Genomic DNA, 18682 nt, shown 5'->3' with positions numbered 1-18682 from the left:
TTGATGCTTCGCGAACCGCCGGTCAGGGCGTCGCGTTCTGATCTTCTGTCGTGCCTTCTGAGACCGACGGTACGCGCCCAACCTGGGTGTGCGTCCAGGATCGAGACGACTCCCGACGGCTCATGATCAGCAGTCCGATCACGGCGACAGCCGCGAATCCGGCGGGGATCACGAACACGAGTGGCAGGCCGATGACGGCCGCGCCGAGACCGCCGGCGAGACCGCCGATGGCCGAGCTGATCGCGGTCGAGCTGAGGAAGATCGCCGACGCCGTCGCCACCGCCGTCGGGAGCAGACGCTGGGCGACGATGATCCCGAGGGCAGCGAAGACACCCCAGACGGCGCCCATCAGGATCTGCCCGGCGAAGAGTCCGGCTGCCGTCCCGGAGAAGGCGAAGAAGAGGTTCGCGCCGACACCGCACGCGGCGGCGAACGCCATCAGTCGGGTCATGCCGACCCTTCGTCCGACGATCACGGCGAGAGGCATCAGGGCGAGCTCGACCAGAGGCTGGATGCCGATGATCGCACCACTGATCTCGGGGGCCAGGCGCAACTGCTCGTTCATGTAGAGCGGGAGGAAGGCGTACTTCACGGACTCGCCGGCGTAGACGCAGATGTAGAGCGCCGTGAACGCCAGGAGCGGCAGCATCGCGCGAAGGCCGGGCGCGGTCTTCGCGCTGGAGGCTGAACCGGGGACCGACGACTCTCCGGTGAGCGGTGGCGGAGTGGTGCGGAGGGTCCCGAGAGGGAGGATCTGGGCGAGGGTGGCGATCGCGACGAAGATCAGCATCGTGCGGTACCCGGCATAGGCGGCGAGGAACGACCCCAGCACCGGCCCGATCACCCATCCCGCGGTGAGCGCCATCCGCACCACGGCGACGACACCGTCGTCGGCGGCCGTGGGCTCCGCGGTGAGCTCGTCATGGATCGCGGCGAACAGCTGCGACGTCGCGGCACCCGCGAAGCCGAGCACGATGGCGCTGATGACGAACGGCATCCACAGCTCAGTGGAATACGCGATGCCCAGCCAGCCGAGGAAACCGGCGACGGCGCAGATCCGGAACAGTCCGAGTCGTCGGCCCGTGCGGTCGGAGCGGGCTCCGACGAGGTAGCCGGCGACGGGCGCGGTGAGACTCGTCAGATAGTAGAGACCGGCGACGGTGAACGAGGCGCCGAGCTCGGTGACCAGGAACGAGGCGATGAGTGGTGCCGCGGCCGACATGCCGAGGCCCGAGAGGAAGAGCGCGAGCGTCGACGCCCGATACAGCGGATGCGAGAGGACGACGCGGAGGGTCGACGGCTTCGCCGGGGGAGCGGTCGTCGCGCCGCCCTCACTCACCGGAGGCTCCCGAGGCGACGACCACCTCTACCCCGGCGGCCCGGAGTTCGTCGAGCACTTCGGTCGGGGCCGTCTCGTCGGTGACCACGACATCGACGTCGGTGAGGGCGCACACCACGCTCATCGCCGACCGCGCGAACTTCGCCCCCTCGGCGATGAGCACCACGCGGCGTCCGGCGGCGATCATCGCGCGCTTGGCTGCGGCGTCGTCGAGGTCATACGCCGTGATGCCCGCGTCGAGCGCAGCGCCGCAGCAACTGAGGAAGACGGTGTCGAAGCGGAGGTCACGCAACGACTGCTCGACCAGAGGTCCGACGATCGAACCCTCTTCCGGGTGGACAGACCCGCTCGGCAGGATCACCCTGGCCACCGCGCCACGGGTCAGGGCCTCCAGCGACTGCACGCTGAACGGCATGACGGTGAGACGCCGCGAGGCCAGCTGCTGAGCGACGGCCGCGCCCGTCGTCCCGCTGTCGACGCACACCGCCTCGCCGTCGATGACCAGTTTCGCCGCGGCCTCGGCGATGCGCTCCTTCGCGTCGGATGCTTCCAGGCGCCGCATCGAGAAGGGGAGGCCTTCGCCGCGCAGCCGCACGCTGACGGCTCCGCCCCGAACGCGTCGGAGGACGCCTGCCTGCGCGAGGTGATCGAGGTCGCGCCGCACGGTGACCTCGGAAACCGCGAACTCGGATGCCACGTCGGCGACGCTGACGCGACCGCTCGTGTAGAGGGCCTCGAGGATGGCATCTTGCCGTGACAGTCCGGTCATGTTTCAAACATACATGAAGTGTGTTTCATTCGGAACGTGGATTGATCGATTTTGCCATGTCCGGCGCTCGCTCTCACCGGATGGCCGACTGTAGCTTCGCGTGCAGCCTGCAAATTCGCGGCAATGAGTGCGAATGCAAAGCGAACATTCAGATGTCTGTTTGATCATGTAGCCTGTGCGTTCTAGCGATCCGACCAAGGAGACATCATGACGAAGCATCTGCTCGTGGACTTCGGCGAGGTGATCAGCGAGCCGCAGCCCACTGCCGCGATCCAGGGAATGGCTGCGGTGGTCGGGATCCCGACGACGACATTCCGGGCCCGGTACTGGGCGTCACGCGAACCCTACGACCGCGGTCTCCCCGCCGCGGACTACTGGGAAGACGTCGTGGGGCGCCGGATCCGCGGCGAAGAGCTGCTGACCCTTCGAAGACTCGACATCGAGAGCTGGACCCACCTGAACTTCGCGACGATCGCGGCTCTGCGTGCCGCGCATAGTCGTGGTGCTCAGCTGACGCTGCTGTCGAACGCGCCGAGCGATCTCGCAGCCGAGATCCGGCACGCAGCCGTCCTACGCGAGCTCTTCTCGCTGATGGTGTTCAGTGCCGAACTGCGCTTGGCCAAGCCGGATGCCGAGATCTTCGACACCGCCCTGGCGCTCGCCGAGGCCGCACCCGAAGACACCCTCTTCATCGACGATCGGGTGGAGAACCTGGAAGCGGCGCGTGAGCGAGGCATCCGCACCCACCGGTTCCGTACGGCCGCTGACCTGGATGCGGAGCTGACCGGGATCGACTTCGACAGCCCTCGTCGACGAAGCCCGTGGTGGGCGCGCGTCCGGTCTGCGACAACCGCACTTCGGCCGGCAGGGTGAACGGACGGCGAAGGCGCGGTCCGGATCAGCTGGCGCGCGTCCTGATCAGGCGCGGTACCACCGAGACCGAAACCACCATCACGAGCAGCTCCACCATCGTCTGGGTGACGACCACGAGCGGGGTGAGGGCGAACGCCTCGGGCAGAGCGAGTGCCAGCGGAAGCACCACGAGCGAGTTCCGGGTGACGCCGCTGAAGACGGCAGCGCGGCGTCCGGGCACATCCAAGCCTGTCGCTCGCGCGAGGAGCGCACCGAGAGGGGCGATGATCACGGCGAAGGCGAGGAAGAGTGGCACCGTGATCAGCAGCTGGCCCAGCACGTCGCTGACGCCGAACACCTGAGAGGCGACGACCGTCGCGAGAGTGAGCATCATCAGCGGCACCATCGCCGTCGCCGCCAGGCGCTCGATCGCGCGCGCGACGGCGAACCTCTTCGCGAGCAGCTGCGTCAGCGCGGCGAGCCCGAGCGGCAGCAGGATCAGCAGCAGGAACGCTTCGAGGAACGGGCGCGGGTCGAATGTGCTCGTCGCCTCGGTGCCGACGATCGCGGTGAGGAAGAGGGGGAGCAGGAGTATCTGCAGCAGCATGAGCAGCGGGGTGGCGGCGAGAAGCCGGGAGCGGTCGCCACCGGCCAGGCCAGTGAAGACGATCACATAGTCGACGCAGGGAGTGAGCAGCACGAGCAGCACACCCAAGAGGATCGCCTGATCGGCGGCGACCACCCGGCTCAGGCCGAACACCACTGCCGGAACCACGACGAAGTTGAGCACGAGCACTGTGACGAGGAAGCGCCAGTCCGTGAACGCCTGCCCGATGGCGGTGAAAGGCACGCCGAGGAACGTCGCGAACAGCAGGGTACCGAGGAGAGGGTTGATCGCCGACTCCAGCGGCTGTCCTACCGAAGGCAGCAGCATCCCGACGACGACGGCGACGAGGATCGACGACAGGTAGAGGATCACCTGATGCCGCTCCCACCACGCCGCGAACGTACGCACAGCCACTTCCACGACTCCGGATCCTCCCGACCGTTACGCCGAATGCGATACATTGCAGTGTAGGTAGAACTTCAGGCTCTACTTCGCTTTCGTGCTCGAGTGGAGGACAATGTGGCACTCTCAGGCGGACCCCTCGAGCGCAGATCGATGAGCGACGAGGCGTACAACCGGTTGCAGGACGCGATCATCAGCGGTGAGCTGCGTCCGGGCGAGCGGCTGCGCGATTACGAGCTCGCCGAACGTCTCGGGACGTCGAAGACGCCGATCCGTCATGCCCTCGACCGCCTGGCCGACCACGGTCTCGTCGAGATGCAGCGCAACCGTTACACCAGGGTCGCGCCGATCGACCTCGATCAGGTCCGCAACGCGGTCGACCTGTTCGGAGACATCTGGATCGGCTCCGTGCGCCACGTCATGCCCCTGATCCAGGACGACGACATCGCCTATCTCACCGAGCTCGCCGACGAGATGGCCTCTTCGGTCAAGTCGCGTGACGTCGCGGCCTTCGGCATCGCGTTGCGCGCGACCGCCACCGGGTTCGCGCGCATCGAGGGCAATGCCTCGCGAGCGGTGATCATCGAGCGCCTCGGGCCGCAGATCCGTCGGTTCAGCCAGCACTCCAGAGATGCGTTCGACTGGGATGTCGTCGGCGCGTTCGTCGTCTCACTGCGCGACGCGATGCTCGAGCGCGACGCCGTGAAGACCCGCGCCGTCCTCGTGCAGTTCTTCGACGAGGTGCTTCCGGCCATCATCGACCGGGCAGAAGAGCAGGAGCTCACCCGGTCCGACTTCCAGGACTAGCAGGGCGCATCGCGTTCCGCGGTCTGCAGCGTCGGTCGTTCACGAAGGTGGATACCTAAATCGACGCCATCGAGTGAACGCCGAGCCAACTTGTATTGACACCTTCGCGCGGAACGGTCGAAGAGGCGGGCGCGGGTTCGAGACTGGGCTCCGGGCATGGACATCACCATGCTCGCGACCCCCCCCCACAGTCATCGGAGATGAAATGTCCTCGTTCCGCAAGCGAGCAGTAGTCGTGGCCACAGCGGCTGCGTGCCTCGTGTCCACCCTCTCTGTCATACCGGCAGCGGCCGTCGGCGACGCGAAGCCCGTCAAGACGCTCGTCGTCGGCATCGACGGTGCCTCGTTCGACTTCCTCGACGACGCCGACATGCCCAACCTCGACGCCCTGATGGCGCGCGGCATGGTCTCCTCGAGCAACCTGTACGGCACGCCGCTCGCCGGCACCATCTCCGGGCCGGGATGGTCGACCATCGCGACCGGCGTCTGGCCTGACAAGCACAACGTGGTCGACAACAACTTCACCTCGCCGCGATACGACCTGTACCCGGACTACCTGTCGCGCATCGAGGCGGCGCAGCCGGCACGTTCCACCGCCGTGGTGGCGACGTGGGCACCGATCGCGACGACGATCTTCGGCTCGACCGTGGACTCCCGTGTGCAGGGCGGCAACGACGCGGGCACGACGGCGAAGGCGGTCGAGACCATCGCCGGCGGAGCCGATGATGTGTTCGTGCACCTCGACGAGGTCGACGGCGCCGGTCACAGCACCGGAACGAACGGCGCCGCCTACGCTCGCGCGCTGGCCAAGGCGGACGGCGAGATCGGCCAGATCCTCGCAGCTGTCGATGCCCGCCCGGATGACGAGGAGTGGCTGATCGTCGTGACCGCCGATCACGGGCACACCCCGACCGGCGGACACGGCGGCAGCAGCCCCGCAGAGCGGAAGGTGTTCGTCGTCGCGGCGGGCCCGGGCATCGAACCCGGCGTGCGCAACGACGTGAAGATCTCCGACGTCGCCCCGACCGTGCTCTCGGCCGTGGGTATCGCGGCCGACCCCGCGTGGAACCTCGATGGCACGGCGCTGTCCGCTCTTGCTCCGGATGCCTTCGACTCGCTGCGCCCGGTGCTGCAGACCCGTGCGGACGAGACCCGTCCTGGCGCCGATGTGCTGGGGTGGACGCGATCTGCCCCCGAAGGCTGGTCGATCGACAACTCCCGCATGCCCTCCGGGGGTGTGAAGGAGTGGTCCGGCTGGTCGTTCGCCACCGACGAGTTCTGGACCAACGTCGAGCTCGGGCAGCGTCGGGAGACGTCGGTTCGAGCACGTGACGTCTTCGCCGTGGCGGACTCGGACGAGTGGGACGACAAGTCGCATTCGGCCGGCGCGTTCGACTCGACGCTGGTCAGCCCTGCCTATCCGCTCACAGGGGCGAGCACGGCGATGCTGTCCTATGCGACCAACTACTTCATCGACGGCCCGCAGTCGGCCGAGGTGCTCGTCAGCTTCGACGGCGGCGAACCGCGGTCGCTGAAGGCCTACTCGGCCAACACCAACACGAACGAGGCTCTCTCCTTCGACGTGCCGGCCGGGGCGCGCACAGCGCAGTTCCGCTTCCACTACACCGGCACCAACAGCGCTTTCTGGGTGGTCGACCGCGTCGCCCTCGGCCAGGCGCCGGCGCCGGTCGACACGCAGAAGCCGGTCGCGACCCTCGTCGCTCCGACCACGGCAGGACCGACACCGCAGGTGCAGTTGCAGGTGAACGCCACCGATGACGTCGGGCTGAAGCGCATCGTCGCCAACGTCTACAAGGACGGCAAGCTCGTCAAGAGCACGCAGTCGGCGATGAACGGCGCGACCAGCGGCATCCATCAGGCGACACTCGCGCTCGCCGACGGCTCGTACACCGTGAAGTACAACGCCGAGGACCTCGCCGGGAACATCGCGCAGACCGGCGCGTTCGCCTTCGCCATCGACACGACACCGCCGACCGCGACGATCAAGGACGGGGCATCGTTCACGGTGGGCTCCGGTGGCACCCACGACCTCGTGAGCTACAAGCTGTTCGACGCCGGCAAGGTCTCACTCGTCACGATCAACGGCATCACGAAGGACCTCACGGACAACACCTGGTCCGACGTGAACTTCTTGAAGCCCGGCACGTTCGGTGCCGTGAGCGGACAGAACACGATGGTCGTCCAGGACGTGGCGGGAAACACCACGACAGTCTCCTTCACCCTCAACTGACCGCGACCTCCGCGGGTGCGCTGCCGTCCGACGCACCCGCGGAGGCCTGTCGCCTTTCAGCGACGGTGCGCTTACGGCAGATCCACAGGAACCGCAAAGGGTCGTCTCCTAATCTGGAGAAACCAAGGGGAGTACTCCGACACGGTGGGGTCGTCATTACGGATGCACGTCGCATCCCGGGCCACCGGTTCCATGGTCAATGGAATGGAGAAGACTTTGGCGGTACGGTCGTACCCCGAGTCTGGAGTCCTCATTTGGATATCACCCCGCTGATCTGGATCATCACGATCGCGATCACGATCGCCTTCTTCGTCTACGAGTTCTTCGCGCACGTGCGCACGCCGCACGAGCCGACGATCGCAGAATCGGCACGGTGGTCGATCTTCTACATCAGCCTCGCGCTGCTGTTCGGCGTCGGCATCGGCGTCTTCTCCGGGTGGACCTTCGGCGGAGAGTACTTCGCCGGGTATCTCACCGAGAAGGCCCTGTCTATCGACAACCTCTTCGTCTTCCTCATCGTGATGACGGGCTTCGCGGTGCCGAAGATCTATCAGCAGAAGGTGCTGATGATCGGCATCGTGATCGCGCTGATCCTGCGAGGAATCTTCATCGCCGTCGGCGCGACGCTCATCGAGAACTTCTCGGCGATCTTCTACGTGTTCGGCGCGCTGCTCCTCGTGCTCGCCTACCGTCAGGCGTTCAGCAACCACGAGAGCAACCCCGCGAACGGGCGGTTCATGACGTTCGTGCGTCGGCACCTGCCCGTCAGCGACGAGTACAACGGCGACCGCCTGACGGTCGTCAAGAACGGCAAACGCTTCGTCACCCCGATGCTCCTCACGATCATCGCGATCGGGTTCATCGACCTCGTCTTCGCCGTCGACTCGATCCCGGCGATCTACGGCCTGACCGACCAGGCCTACATCGTCTTCACGGCGAACGCCTTCGCGCTGATGGGTCTGCGCCAGCTGTACTTCCTCATCGGCGGCCTGCTCGAGCGCCTCGTCTACCTCGCGCAGGGACTCGCGGTCATCCTCGCCTTCATCGGCGTCAAGCTCGTCCTGCACGCGCTGCATGTGAACGAGGTGCCGTTCATCAACGGCGGCCAGGGCGTCGAATGGGCCCCCGAGATCCCGATCTGGTTCTCACTGCTGTTCATCGGCCTCACCATCGCGGTGGCCACGGTGGCGAGCCTCATCAAGACCCGCCGCACACCGGCAGCCGTCACTTCTTCCACCGACACCACCCCGACACACAAGGAGCACTCTTGAGCGCGCAGCGCTGTTCTGACTCTTCGGACTCTGACAGTACGAGCGCCCGGTTCATCCCGGGCGCTCACCCCACCACAGACGAGGTGGCCCGCTGATGGGCGACCTGCTCTGGAACATCGCTCTCGTCTTCGCGTTCGTGCTGATCGGCGGTGTCTTCGCTGCCACGGAGATGGCGCTGGTCACGCTGCGTGAGAGTCAGATCAACGCGATCGGTCAACGCGGGCGGCGCGGCGCGAAGGTCGCCGCCCTCGCCCGCAACCCCAACACCTTCCTCTCGGCCGTGCAGATCGGCGTGACCGTCGCCGGGTTCGCCTCGGCGGCCTACGGTGCGACATCGATCGCGCCTTCGCTGGCACCGGTGCTCGAGTCGTGGGGCCTCGCCCCCGCTCTGGCACTGACGGTCGCGACGCTCGTGCTGACGCTCATCATCGCGTACCTCTCGCTGGTGCTCGGCGAGCTCGTGCCCAAGCGGCTGGCGATCCAGCGCAACGCGCAGTTCGCCTACGCGATCGCGCCCGCCCTCAACGGGTTCGCCACGGTCATGCGCCCCGTGATCTGGCTGCTCTCGGTCTCGACGAACGCCCTCGTCCGGCTGCTCGGCGGCGATCCGCACAAGACGAGCGACGAGATGACCGACGAAGAGGTGCGCGACATCGTGGCGAGCCATCAGGGGCTGCCCGATGACGAACGGCGCATCCTCGACGATGTGCTGTCCCTCCGCGGGCGCCAGGTCAGCGAGGTCATGCGGCCGCGACCCGAGGTGGTCGCACTCGACGAGGCCGCGAGCGTAGGCGAGGTGATGGCGCAGGTGCGCGACCTTCCGTTCTCGCGCTACCCCGTGGCCGACACATCGATCGACGACATCACCGGCTTCGTGCACGTGCGCGATCTGTTCGAGGCCGCATCCGACGATCCGACGCGCCCTCTGAGCGCGCTCATGCGCGACATCCCCTACATCCCCTCGACCGCGCGGGTGCTGCCGACCCTGACCCGGATGCGGGCGGAGGGGCATCACATCGCGGTGGTCGTCGATGAGTACGGCGGCACCGACGGACTGGTCACCCTGGAAGACCTCGTGGAGGAAGTCGTCGGCGAGATCTTCGACGAGTACGACGCCGAAGTGTTCATCTCATCCGACGAGGGACTCGACGGGCGACTCAACCTGCAGGACTTCGAGGAGGCGACCGGCTTGGCGATGCCTCGCGGTTCGTCCGACACCATCGCCGGGTTCGTGACCGAGCAGCTGGGGCGCCTCGCGGTCGTCGGCGACACGGTCGAGGTGCCTGGTGCGACGATCCAGGTCGCGGAGTTGGACCGTCGACGGATCTCTCGCGTGCGGGTCACCACAGACGCGGTCGTGGCGGAGCCAGGGGCCTGAGGAGGCCGGGGGCTGAAGTCTGAGGCCCGGCTGAGCGGTCAGGGCCGGTGCGCGCGGCTGCCGAGCGCACCGAGCCCTTCGCTCAGCACCTCGACCAGCAGACGCGCATGGCGTCCGTCGGGATCGAGATCGGGGTCGAACACCGTGACGCTCGCGCCGACCGCGCGCGGCGCGAGCTCTCGCAGGAGTGCGGTGAGCTCAGCCGCGTTGATGCCGCCCGGATCGGGGCTGTCGACCGCAGGCATGACCGTGGGGTCGAGCACATCGACATCGACCTGCAGCCAGTAGGCCGGCCCTGCCACGGCAGCTGACTCGGCGCCGACTCTGGCTGCACCGAGGGATACGACGTCGGCCGCCGGTGTGACCCTGCCCAAGATGCCACGCACTTCTTCTTGCTCCTCGTCGTCGGAGCGGTGGCCGATGTGTGCGGTGTGCTCGGCAGAGAAGTACGGGCCGAGCCCGTCGATGTCGGCGATCGCCGGCCAGTGCTTCCCGACCGCGCCGGCGAGGGCCTCTCCGGCCACACTCGCGCATTCGTCGCTGTTGCCGGGATGGCGGAAGTCGGTGTGGCCGTCGATGTGCACGAGGCCGACACCGCCGCGGCGTGCGGTCGCGAAGCCGGCACCGAGGAGGATCGCACAGTCGCCGCCGATCACCAGGGGAGCCTCGCCGCGGTCGATGGCCACGCCGATGCGCGTGGCGAGGCGCTGCGAGTGGTCGATCATCGCGCTCTCGTTCCGCACACGCCCCGGAGGTCGCGTGGCGTCGTCGTCGACGTAGCGCCCGGCGAGCACGATGCCGGAGTCGGTGGCGCCGAGCTCGGCGAACCGCGCGAAGAGGCCGGCCTCGCGCAGAGCCTCAGGAGCCTTCGCCGCACCGGGCACGCTGCCCGGCTCCGGCGGACGGAGACCGAGATTGGACGGTGCGGAGAGCAGCGTGATCATGCCCTCATCCTGCCGTGGGGGTCGGACATCCGGACCCGGGTCAGGTCGGAAGAGACACCCCGGTGATGCGCTCCGCCGCCGCCCATAGCGCGGTTCCCGTAGCGGGGGAGCGGACGTCGTCGGATGCGGCCACGCGCTTCGGCGCCCCGCGGAACTCGAGCAGACCTCCCGGACCCCAGTAGTCCCCGGTGGAGACGTCCGCTGCGGTGGCTGCATGCACGATCGGCAGTGCGCCGCCGTCCTTGCCCTGCACGAGAGCGCGAGTCGGTGCGGCGAGGGCCCGGATGACGCCGGACACCTCGGCGAGGCCGGGGCGCTGCGGCGTGAGCGGATCGACCGCATAGCCCGGATGTGCGCACACCGCTGCGCGTGATGTGTCGGACCAGCGCCGCGCCAGCTCGAAGGCGAAGGCCATGAGCGCAGCTTTCGATCGCCCGTACTGCCGGAGCGACGAGCCGTTCCACGAAGCATCGATGTGTGCCGGATCGAGGTGTGCGAAGCGGTGGGCGATCGAGCCGACGGCGACCACGCGGGCATCCGGGGCGAGGAGCGGCTCGAGGTGAGCCACGAGTGCGAAGTGGCCGAGGAAGTTCGTCCCCACCATGAGGTCGAGGCCGTCACTCGTTCGCGCCGTGGGGTCGGCGGCCTTCACACCGGCGTTGCAGATGACCGCATCGACGCGCTCGCCGACCTCGGCACCAGCTCGGGTGACGCTGTCGAGGGAGCCGAGGTCGAGGGCCAAGACCCGCAGGTCGGCGTCCGGAGCCTGGCCGCGGATCGCCGAGATCGCGGTCTCGGCGCGCTCGGGGGAGCGGCACCCGAGGATCACCCGTGCGCCACGCATCGCGAGCTGTTCAGCGCACCAGTACCCGATGCCCGCGTTCGCGCCGGTGACGAGCACCGTGCGACCCTGCAGCTCGGTCGACGGCGAAGCGGGGGCGGTATCCATCACTCCAACCTAGGCGGAACGGATACCGCTCGCGTCAGTGGCCGCGTCGGTGGTCGTGGTCGTGGTCGTGCCCTTCGTGTTCGTCGTGCTCGTCGTCGTCTTCGAGGAGCATCCCGACCGAGGTCGCGCAGGCATCGCCCTTCCACGCCTCGATCCCCTCGCGCACCGCGAAGGCCGCGATGACGAGCCCGGCGACGGCATCGGCCCACCACCAGCCGAGCAGGGAGTTGGCGACCAGGCCGATCAGGACGGCGGCGGAGAGATAGGTGCAGATCAGCGTCTGCTTCGAGTCGGCGACAGCTGTGGCCGACCCCAACTCCTTGCCCGCACGACGTTCTGCGAGCGACAGGAACGGCATGACGGCGACGCTGACCGCGGTCAGGATTATGCCGATCGTGCTGTGCTCGGGCCGCTCGGCCGTGACGAGCGCGGTCACGGACGTCGCCGTGACGTAGATCGCGAGGGCGAAGAACGCGACGGCGATCACGCGCAGGGTCGGCTTCTCCCAGCGCTCGGGATCGCGGCGGGTGAATTGCCAGGCGACGGCTGCGGCGGACAGCACCTCGATCGTGGAGTCCAGGCCGAAGCCGATGAGTGCGGCGGACGACGCGACCGAGCCGGCGGCGATCGCGATGACCGCCTCGATCAGGTTATAGCCGATCGTGATGCCGACGATGAGGCGGATGCGGCGGTGGAGGATCTCGCGGCGCTGCGCCGGTGCCGTGGTGGTCATCAGCAGGTGCAGCCTTCGCCGGAGCAGCAGTCGGGTTCGACGATGAGCGTGACCCGCATGAGCATGTCGAGTGCCGGCGCGAGGTGGCGGTCCGCGAGTCGATAGCTGCTGCGGCGCCCGTCGGGGACGCTCTCGACGAGTCCGCATCCGCGGAGACAGGCGAGGTGGTTCGACATCGTCTGGCGTGAGACGCCGAGTGCGTCGGCCAGGTCGGCGGGGTAGCGGGGCGCTTCCCGCAGCGCGAGCAGAACGCCGGCGCGAGTGGGATCGGACAGTGCGTGCCCGAGACGGGCGACGGCAGCCGTATGGGTGAGGGAGGCGAGAGCGGTGGTCACGCCCCCCACTGTACAGAAAAGGCTGAATTCAAGAAACCTTGAATCCAGCCACATCTGTGAGGGATCAGCGGATCGCGTACACCGCGCTGCCGACGATGACGGCGATGATCGTGGTCCACCCGATGATCGCCAGCGCCTGCCAGAACAGGATGCGGGCCTTCCCGATGCCGGCAGCGGCGAGCATGGTCGCGGTGAACTGGGTCGGCAGCAGGAGCGGGCCGAGCAGGCTGACCCCGGGGACGCCGTAGCGCTCGAAAGCGCGCTGGAACTTCTCTCGACGTGCGGTGCTGCGGTCCGTTTCTGGCGCATCCGCAGCAGTCATCTCGGCCGAGCCGCCACCCGCGAGCGCAGCAGTCTTGGCGCGGGAGCGAGTGACGACGGCCTGTCGCGCTCTCGAGCTCACCAGCACGACCACGAGGACGCAGAGGAAGTTGCCGACGATCGCGGCGATCGCGGCCACCACCGGCGTGATGCCGCCGATGATGCCGATGCTCACGGCGCCTTCGCCCTCGATGAAGGGGATCGCGCCGGCGAGGGCGACGATGAGCGGCTGCACGAGCTCTGGAACCTGGGCGACCAGGTTCTGGAATGTCTCGATGAGGTTCATGGGATGCTCCCGGATGTCGGTGCGAACGGTGTCTCCGCTGCGATGTCCTCAGTCCACCCCAGCCTCGCCCGCGGCGGCAGTGTCGGGCCGTCACCGCTTTCCGGGTGGATCGCATGACGCAGCAGTGACAACTGTCACGGCCGTATCGTGGGAGCGTGAGCAGCCGAGTCGAGCCCCTCGCCCCCGTCGAGCTGAGCCCGGGGGCGCGACAGCTGTCCCGCGGGGTCACCGCCACGTGGTGGTACACCGTGACGGGTGTCCTGGCACTGGAGATCGCACTGGTCGCCTCGTGGACGCTGTTCACGCTCGCACGTGACCTGAGTGACGTGGGGGGCCTCATCGTCGGAGTCGGCGGTCTGCTCTGGTGCGCCAGCACGGTTCCGCTGCTGCTGGACTACCGGCATCGGCTCGATGCCGAACCGGGTGTCCGATGGCTGCGTCTGGTCGTGCCGCTCCTCGTGGCCGTGGCCTATGGGGTCGCGGCCGGAGCCGTGGTCGGCAGTTGGCAGCTCGCCCTGATGCCACTCGCGCAGACTCTGGTGCTGCTGAACTGGCCGCGCGGGGTGCGGTACAAGGTCGTCATCGCCGCGGTGCTCCTCCTCGTCTTCCTCGCCGTCGCCGATTCCGCCTTCGACGTCCCGGATGATGTCCCGTTCCTCGTGTCGGTCATCTACACCGTGATGCTCCCGGTGATGACCGTGAGCTCGCTGTGGTGGTGGGACGTGCTCATCACGCTCGATCGTGCCCGTGCGTCCGAGGCGAAGCTCGCAGCGACGCAGGAGCGCCTGCGCGTGGCGACAGACGTGCACGATCTGCAGGGACATCATCTCCAGGTCATCGCGCTGCAGCTGGAGCTCGCCGAACGGCTCATGCCGCAGGATGCGGGGGCGGGTATGGACCAGCTCCGTGCCGCGAGGGCGAGCGTCGACGACGCACGACAGGGAACCCGCGACCTCGCGTTGCGGTTCCGCTCCGTGCCTCTCGGCGACGAGATCGCGAACGCCCGCGATCTGCTCCGCGCCGCCGGGCTCGAGGTGGAGGCGGTGATCCCCGCGGATTCGGACGCGGCCCCCGCGTCCGCCCTCGGACCGGTCATCCGCGAGACGACGACCAACGTGCTCCGTCACGGCGGAGGGCGCCGCGCGCGACTCGAGCTCTCGCGCATCGACACGGGCTGGCAGTACATGATCGCCAATGACATTGCCGGGGATGAGCCGGAGGATGCCGCCGGCTCGGGTCTCGACGGCATCCGACGACGCATCGACGAAGTCCACGGCACGCTCGAGATCGGCCGTGAGGCCGAGGAGTTCAAGGTCACCGTGACGGTGCCGGCTCAGACGGGAGACGCGCGATGATCCGCGTGCTGATCGCCGACGACGAGGCGATGATCCGATCCGCCCTCGCAGCCCTCCTCCGGCTGGAAGACGACATCGAGGTGATCGCCGAGTGCGAGGACGGCGAACAGGCCGTCGCCGAGGCTGTGCGTCTGCAACCGGATGTCTGCCTGCTCGACCTCGAGATGCCGGGCCTCGATGGCGTACAGGTGGCTGAGAAGCTGAACAGGCTGATCGCGACGCGATGCGTGGTCGTCACCCGTCACGCGCGCCCCGGCGTACTGCGCCGCGCTCTGGCATCCGGTGTCTCCGGCTTCCTGCCCAAGTCCCGCGGTGCCGACGAGGTCGCCGCAGTCATCCGCCGTGTCGCGGCGGGTGCCCGCTATGTCGATCCCGAGATCGCGGCCGACGCCCTGAGTGACGAGCGCTCACCGCTCACCGATCGTGAGCTCGATGTGCTGCGCGCCGGGCGTCGAGGCGAGACGACAGGGCAGATCGCTCGGGCGCTCTCCCTCGCCCCGGGAACCGTGCGCAACCACATCTCCGTCATTCTCGGGAAGCTCTCGGTCGGCACGCGTCAGCAGGCGGTGCTCATCGCCGAGGAGCGCGGCTGGATCTGACTGCCGATATGCTGGCAGGCATGGGAACGATATGCGCAGCGCCCATGATGGGGCGCAACCTCGTGTTCCGCGACCGCCGCTCCTGACGGCGCGCTCGCTCACCGCACGCATCTGCGCGCCGTCCACCGAGATGTCATCGCACCTCGGGACGGGCAGTCCTCACTGACGCCTCTTCGCGTCCTCCCCCTCCTTCGAGGTGCTCCGAATCTTCTTCTGGAGCGCACTCATGCCTCGTTCAACCCATGGCGGCCGACACGAACTCGGCCAGAACTTCCTCACCCACCGTCCCACCCTCACCCGCATCACCGCGCTCGTGCGACGAACCTCGGGCTCGATCCTCGAACTCGGGTGCGGTGACGGTGCCCTCACCCGCTCGCTCGCGGAGCTGGGCAGGCCGCTCGCGGCGATCGACATCGACGAGCACCGGGTGCATCGACTGCGAAAGGTGCTGCCCGGCGTTCGCATCGAGATCGCGGATGCGACGCACCACCCGCTCGCGGCCGAAGTGGTCGTCGGCAACATCCCGTTCCACCTGACCACGCCGATCCTCCGGCGGCTGCTCTCGACCGAGCGGTGGAGCGAGGCCGTGCTGCTGATGCAGTGGGAAGTGGCGCGCAAACGCGCCGGCGTCGGCGGCGGCACCATGATGACCGCGCAGTCGGCGCCGTGGTTCGAGTTCTCCCTCGAAGGCCGGGTTCCGGCGTGGGGGTTCTCACCGCAGCCGAGCGTGGACGGCGGGCTGCTCACGATCACCCGCCGGGGCTCACCGCTCGTTCCGGGATCCGAACGGCGAGCGTATGAGGCGTTCGTCCGCGCGATGTTCACGGGGAGAGGAGCGAACCTCCCCGCTGTCGTGGCGGCGGCGGCGAGCGTCCCGATGTCCCGAGCTCGACGCGTGGTGGCAGCTGCCGGCGCGACGGATCAGAGGCTTCCGCGCGATCTGCGTCCGGAGCACTGGGCCGCGCTCTGGCGTCAGATCTCGCGGCGATGACGGTGCGAGGCCGCCGAGCAGCGGATTTCGCTCGGCGGCCTCGGTGCGGACGTGTCGTCTCCCGGCGCTTCTCAGGGTGCGAGCACCTCGCGCAGACGTGCTGCGAATTCGGTGGGGTGATCGACGAATCCGGTGTGGTCGCCGGGGAAGCGGGTCGGCTCGATGCCGAGTCGCGCCCCGAGTTCGGTCGTCGTACGCTCGCAGAGCTGGTCGACCGACTCCTCGCCGATCCCGAGCACGAGGTCGCCGGCGCGCGCACGCAGAGCCTCGATGTCGGGCTCCCACCGCACGCTCGCCGGGAGTTCGTGGCGGAACCAGAACTGCTCGTCGGCATGGTTCCGGGGATCGACCTCGCCGCCGAACCACTGGACGAGCATCTCCTCCGGCATCGCGATGTTGGCCTGCGCGAAGAACAGCCGCCACGCCCCGACCCGATCGCCTGAGAGAGCGGCCGTCGTGAGCTCGTCGGTGAGCCGTCGCTGCTCGTCGCGGTCGGGAAGCAGTTCGAGGAGCGGCGGTTCGTGGGCGATGACCGTCGGTGCCAGGTCGGGGCGGGACTGTGCGAGGGCCAAGGAAGTCACCGCGCCGCCGCTCGACCCGAAGACGATCGCAGGACCGGCATCGACGTGCGCGATGAGTGCTGCGAGGTCGGCTGCGCGGCGCTCGGGGGTGGATCCCTGGGACGGGTCGTGGAGGATGCTCCGCTTGATGCCGCGCGGGTCGGTCGTGAGCACGGTGTGGTCGGTGGCGAGCTCGTCGGCGAACGGTGCGAAGGCGTCGGCATCCATGGGGGCGCCGATCAGGGCGATCAGCGGTCCGTCGCCGCGGAGCTCGTAGTGGAGGCGGGCGTCGGGCAGATCGAGTGCGGCGGTCATCGTGTTCATGGCGTGCTCCCTTGTCATCGAGGCGGTCGTGCCGTGCGCCGCCGTGTCCTGCACCCAGGTTCGCTCCGAAAGGGCCACGATGCCAACACCCGTTCGGTGCGGATTGACGCATTCCTGTTGTGAATCGGGTATAACCGTTGCATGGCTGATGAGCTGGAGCTGCGTCTGCTGCGGCACTTCGTCACGGTGGCGGAGGAGTTGCACTTCAGCCGTGCCGCGCAGCGGCTCTACATCGCCCAACAGGCGCTCAGCCGCGACATCCGCCGCCTGGAAGATCGCCTCGGCGTGCCGCTGCTGACTCGTTCGACCCGCAGCGTCGAGTTGACCGAAGCAGGGCGTCGGCTGCTTCCGCGGGCGAAGGAGATGCTCGCACTGCACGACCTCGCTCTGCGGGAGATCCTCGAGGAGGAGCCGCTGATCGTCGACGTCGTCGACCCTGCATTGACGCCGGCGCTGGTGCTGGACGCTGCACGGCGTCGGGCGCCGGACCGTGAGTTCTTCGCGCGCTTCGGTGGCCCCGGCGGTGCGGTGTCGTCAGGATCGACGACGGATGTGGTCTTCGACCGACTGACGCGGGCCTCTGCCGAAGTCGCCTCTCAGCTCGTGCGCTACGAACCGCTGGCCGTGCTGATCCGCGAGGGGCACCCGTTGGCGGAGCGAGACGTGGTCCCGTTCGAGGCGCTGCGTGAGACCCGGGTGTGCTCCCGTGCCGGAGCCCAGGTCACGCCGGGGTGGCTGGATGCCACCGCGCAGCTGCTCGCTCCGTTCGGCATCGACCCTGCGATCGGACACCCGTTGGTGCCGGGAGGGGAGGAGCTGGCGCAGCACCTGCGGCTGCGCAGCGCCCCGATCCTCACACTCGTGTCGCAACCTCCGGTCGACGGTGCCGTGCTCCTCCCGGTCGTCGACCCGGTCCCGTTGTTTCCCTGGGCGATGGTGTGGCGCGCAGGTCTATTGCACCCTGCGCTGCACGAACTGCGGGCGACGGCTGCCGCGCTGGCGAAGGAGCGGGGCTGGCTGGAAGTGCCCGACGACGCATGGCTGCCGTCGCCCGAGAGTCGAGCGGTCTAGTCGACCGAGAGCGTGGTCCGGGCGCCGAGAGCGCCGAGCCCTCCCTCGCCGTCGAGGTAGTGCACCGACAGGGTGTGCGCCCCTCGGGGAAGCGTCAGTTCGAAACCGCTCGACGAGCTTTCGTCATCCGTCATCGTCGCGACGGTCTGTTCGTCGACGACGAAGGCCAAATCGGTGCCAGACGCCCTGCGGACGTCGACCCGCACGGTGCCGCTGTCGGCATCGGTGCTCACCAGGACGACGGTCGATGACCACGATGTCGCGGTCGGCCGCAGCATCAGGGTCTCGGTGTCGTCGTAGCGTTCCGGCACTTCGCCGGGCGTGGGGATCGTCCGCTCCTCGCTGTAGCCGTAGTCGTAGCTGCGCAGCCCACCCTTCTTCGGCGCCGTGTCGACCGAGTCAGCGACTGTCTCGTCCGTGTCGGTCCCGTCAGCGATGATCTCGTCGGTGGAGCTCTGCGTCGGGGTCGGAGAAGGTTCGGTCGGCGGCGTGATGGGGGCGGGTGCCGGGGGTGCTGGAGGCGATGCGATGTAGGTGC

General features: G+C 68.2%; 19 protein-coding genes. 9 read left to right on the top strand and 10 right to left on the bottom strand.

Features of this window, described 5'->3' with window-relative positions; all coding sequences use genetic code 11:
• Nucleotides 1-22: 22 nt before the first annotated feature.
• A complete protein-coding gene (locus tag CQ040_RS11275; RefSeq protein ID WP_219844694.1) occupies nucleotides 23-1339 on the bottom strand; it encodes an MFS transporter in 1317 nt (438 codons plus the stop codon).
• Nucleotides 1332-2108: a DeoR/GlpR family DNA-binding transcription regulator gene (locus tag CQ040_RS11270; RefSeq protein WP_105526473.1), complete on the bottom strand. Its 777-nt coding sequence runs from the start codon at nucleotides 2106-2108 to the stop codon at nucleotides 1332-1334. The genes CQ040_RS11275 and CQ040_RS11270 overlap by 8 nt, the downstream gene beginning before the upstream one ends.
• 207 nt (nucleotides 2109-2315) lie before the next feature.
• Between CQ040_RS11270 and CQ040_RS11265 the strand changes: the two genes are divergently transcribed.
• Entirely contained in the window at nucleotides 2316-2981 is a 666-nt protein-coding gene (locus tag CQ040_RS11265; RefSeq protein WP_105526474.1) for an HAD-IA family hydrolase, read from the top strand.
• Nucleotides 2982-3006: 25 nt separating this feature from the next.
• On the opposite strand, the gene CQ040_RS11260 is transcribed toward CQ040_RS11265, so the two are convergent.
• Nucleotides 3007-3981 carry a bile acid:sodium symporter gene (locus CQ040_RS11260; RefSeq protein ID WP_374954126.1) on the bottom strand — a complete coding sequence of 325 codons (975 nt, stop codon included), beginning with the start codon at nucleotides 3979-3981 and terminating at the stop codon, nucleotides 3007-3009.
• A gap of 141 nt (nucleotides 3982-4122) precedes the next feature.
• Here CQ040_RS11260 and CQ040_RS11255 point away from each other — a divergent pair, with 141 nt between their 5' ends.
• From CQ040_RS11255 to CQ040_RS11240, 4 genes are all read left to right on the top strand, one after another.
• A complete protein-coding gene (locus CQ040_RS11255; protein ID WP_105526495.1) occupies nucleotides 4123-4776 on the top strand; it encodes a GntR family transcriptional regulator in 654 nt (217 codons plus the stop codon).
• A gap of 259 nt (nucleotides 4777-5035) precedes the next feature.
• Entirely contained in the window at nucleotides 5036-7027 is a 1992-nt protein-coding gene (locus CQ040_RS11250; protein WP_258131592.1) for an alkaline phosphatase family protein, read from the top strand.
• Nucleotides 7028-7281: 254 nt separating this feature from the next.
• Entirely contained in the window at nucleotides 7282-8298 is a 1017-nt protein-coding gene (locus CQ040_RS11245; protein ID WP_105526476.1) for a TerC family protein, read from the top strand.
• Nucleotides 8299-8392: 94 nt separating this feature from the next.
• Nucleotides 8393-9676, top strand: coding sequence for a hemolysin family protein (locus CQ040_RS11240; RefSeq protein ID WP_105526477.1), 1284 nt, complete (start codon nucleotides 8393-8395; stop codon nucleotides 9674-9676).
• Between the two features lie 38 nt (nucleotides 9677-9714).
• Here CQ040_RS11240 and CQ040_RS11235 read toward each other — a convergent pair whose 3' ends face one another.
• From CQ040_RS11235 to CQ040_RS11215, 5 genes are all read right to left on the bottom strand, one after another.
• Complete coding sequence (locus CQ040_RS11235) at nucleotides 9715-10620, bottom strand: arginase family protein (protein WP_105526478.1); 906 nt, start codon at nucleotides 10618-10620, stop codon at nucleotides 9715-9717.
• A gap of 40 nt (nucleotides 10621-10660) precedes the next feature.
• The gene (locus tag CQ040_RS11230) at nucleotides 10661-11569 is read right to left on the bottom strand and encodes an SDR family NAD(P)-dependent oxidoreductase (protein ID WP_105526479.1); all 909 of its coding nucleotides are present in this window, start codon (nucleotides 11567-11569) and stop codon (nucleotides 10661-10663) included.
• 34 nt (nucleotides 11570-11603) lie between these two features.
• On the bottom strand, nucleotides 11604-12302 hold the full coding sequence (locus CQ040_RS11225; RefSeq protein ID WP_105526480.1) for a cation transporter: 699 nt from the start codon (nucleotides 12300-12302) through the stop codon (nucleotides 11604-11606).
• A complete protein-coding gene (locus CQ040_RS11220) occupies nucleotides 12302-12637 on the bottom strand; it encodes a helix-turn-helix transcriptional regulator (protein ID WP_028502111.1) in 336 nt (111 codons plus the stop codon). Before CQ040_RS11220 ends, CQ040_RS11225 begins: the two co-directional genes overlap by 1 nt.
• A gap of 64 nt (nucleotides 12638-12701) precedes the next feature.
• A complete protein-coding gene (locus CQ040_RS11215) occupies nucleotides 12702-13244 on the bottom strand; it encodes a small multidrug efflux protein (RefSeq protein WP_105526481.1) in 543 nt (180 codons plus the stop codon).
• A 155-nt stretch (nucleotides 13245-13399) separates the two neighbouring features.
• On the opposite strand from CQ040_RS11215, the gene CQ040_RS11210 reads away from it, so the two are divergent.
• From CQ040_RS11210 to erm, 3 genes are all read left to right on the top strand, one after another.
• Entirely contained in the window at nucleotides 13400-14599 is a 1200-nt protein-coding gene (locus CQ040_RS11210; protein WP_105526482.1) for a sensor histidine kinase, read from the top strand.
• Complete coding sequence (locus CQ040_RS11205; protein ID WP_105526483.1) at nucleotides 14596-15198, top strand: response regulator transcription factor; 603 nt, start codon at nucleotides 14596-14598, stop codon at nucleotides 15196-15198. The genes CQ040_RS11210 and CQ040_RS11205 overlap by 4 nt, the downstream gene beginning before the upstream one ends.
• A gap of 226 nt (nucleotides 15199-15424) precedes the next feature.
• Nucleotides 15425-16189: a 23S ribosomal RNA methyltransferase Erm gene (gene erm / locus CQ040_RS11200; RefSeq protein WP_105526496.1), complete on the top strand. Its 765-nt coding sequence runs from the start codon at nucleotides 15425-15427 to the stop codon at nucleotides 16187-16189.
• Nucleotides 16190-16260: 71 nt separating this feature from the next.
• Here erm and CQ040_RS11195 read toward each other — a convergent pair whose 3' ends face one another.
• On the bottom strand, nucleotides 16261-17073 hold the full coding sequence (locus tag CQ040_RS11195) for an alpha/beta fold hydrolase (RefSeq protein WP_105526497.1): 813 nt from the start codon (nucleotides 17071-17073) through the stop codon (nucleotides 16261-16263).
• 141 nt (nucleotides 17074-17214) lie between these two features.
• On the opposite strand from CQ040_RS11195, the gene CQ040_RS21180 reads away from it, so the two are divergent.
• On the top strand, nucleotides 17215-18144 hold the full coding sequence (locus tag CQ040_RS21180) for a LysR family transcriptional regulator (protein WP_105526484.1): 930 nt from the start codon (nucleotides 17215-17217) through the stop codon (nucleotides 18142-18144).
• On the opposite strand, the gene CQ040_RS20705 is transcribed toward CQ040_RS21180, so the two are convergent.
• Nucleotides 18141-18682 (bottom strand): hypothetical protein (locus CQ040_RS20705; protein WP_219844763.1); only part of this gene is annotated, 542 nt, incomplete at its 5' end. The two genes, CQ040_RS21180 and CQ040_RS20705, sit on opposite strands and share 4 nt — an antisense overlap.

The organism is Microbacterium sp. MYb54 (genome assembly GCF_002979515.1).
Taxonomy (GTDB): domain Bacteria; phylum Actinomycetota; class Actinomycetes; order Actinomycetales; family Microbacteriaceae; genus Microbacterium.
Note: the sequence above shows the minus strand (reverse complement) of the source record. Positions and strands in the feature narration are given on the sequence as shown.

What these genes read in the sequence shown, in the direction of transcription:
- CQ040_RS11215 (WP_105526481.1), bottom strand. Translation starts at nt 13,244, where the DNA reads ATGAACCTCATCGAGACATTCCAGAACCTGGTCGCCCAGGTTCCAGAG.
- CQ040_RS11240 (WP_105526477.1), top strand. Translation starts at nt 8,393, where the DNA reads ATGGGCGACCTGCTCTGGAACATCGCTCTCGTCTTCGCGTTCGTGCTG.
- CQ040_RS11195 (WP_105526497.1), bottom strand. Translation starts at nt 17,073, where the DNA reads ATGAACACGATGACCGCCGCACTCGATCTGCCCGACGCCCGCCTCCAC.
- CQ040_RS21180 (WP_105526484.1), top strand. Translation starts at nt 17,215, where the DNA reads ATGGCTGATGAGCTGGAGCTGCGTCTGCTGCGGCACTTCGTCACGGTG.
- CQ040_RS11205 (WP_105526483.1), top strand. Translation starts at nt 14,596, where the DNA reads ATGATCCGCGTGCTGATCGCCGACGACGAGGCGATGATCCGATCCGCC.
- CQ040_RS11235 (WP_105526478.1), bottom strand. Translation starts at nt 10,620, where the DNA reads ATGATCACGCTGCTCTCCGCACCGTCCAATCTCGGTCTCCGTCCGCCG.
- CQ040_RS11265 (WP_105526474.1), top strand. Translation starts at nt 2,316, where the DNA reads ATGACGAAGCATCTGCTCGTGGACTTCGGCGAGGTGATCAGCGAGCCG.
- CQ040_RS11225 (WP_105526480.1), bottom strand. Translation starts at nt 12,302, where the DNA reads ATGACCACCACGGCACCGGCGCAGCGCCGCGAGATCCTCCACCGCCGC.
- erm (WP_105526496.1), top strand. Translation starts at nt 15,425, where the DNA reads ATGCCTCGTTCAACCCATGGCGGCCGACACGAACTCGGCCAGAACTTC.
- CQ040_RS11255 (WP_105526495.1), top strand. Translation starts at nt 4,123, where the DNA reads ATGAGCGACGAGGCGTACAACCGGTTGCAGGACGCGATCATCAGCGGT.
- CQ040_RS11270 (WP_105526473.1), bottom strand. Translation starts at nt 2,108, where the DNA reads ATGACCGGACTGTCACGGCAAGATGCCATCCTCGAGGCCCTCTACACG.
- CQ040_RS11230 (WP_105526479.1), bottom strand. Translation starts at nt 11,569, where the DNA reads ATGGATACCGCCCCCGCTTCGCCGTCGACCGAGCTGCAGGGTCGCACG.